We start from the raw sequence: 273 nt of genomic DNA on the forward strand, positions 1-273 counted from the left end.
TGGCAGCACTGGTGGCGCAGCAGGTTATTAAGCCTATCGATGCACTATGGCAAGATAATAATCAAACTGCTGAGACTGATAAAAAAGCCAATGATACTTTTAAAAATTCACTGGCTGATTTGCCGCGACCTTTAGCTCAATTGCCGCTCTACCCTGTCACTGATTATGAGGCTGAATATCCGAGTTGGGAGCTTTATAGTGAAGGCTTGCTGCTCGATCACAACGATGCAAACGTCTTTAATACTGCCTACACTCAGCATAGTGGTCTAGCGC

The 273-nt window shown here is 45.1% G+C and carries 1 protein-coding gene; it reads left to right on the forward strand.

Annotation, left to right across the window (positions count from 1 at the left end; genetic code table 11):
• Positions 1–273: hypothetical protein (locus tag AAEZ06_RS27275; RefSeq protein WP_502948059.1), on the forward strand; the 273-nt coding region annotated here is incomplete at both ends.

This window comes from Pseudomonas sp. HY7a-MNA-CIBAN-0227 (assembly GCF_040310325.1).
GTDB lineage: Bacteria > Pseudomonadota > Gammaproteobacteria > Pseudomonadales > Pseudomonadaceae > Aquipseudomonas.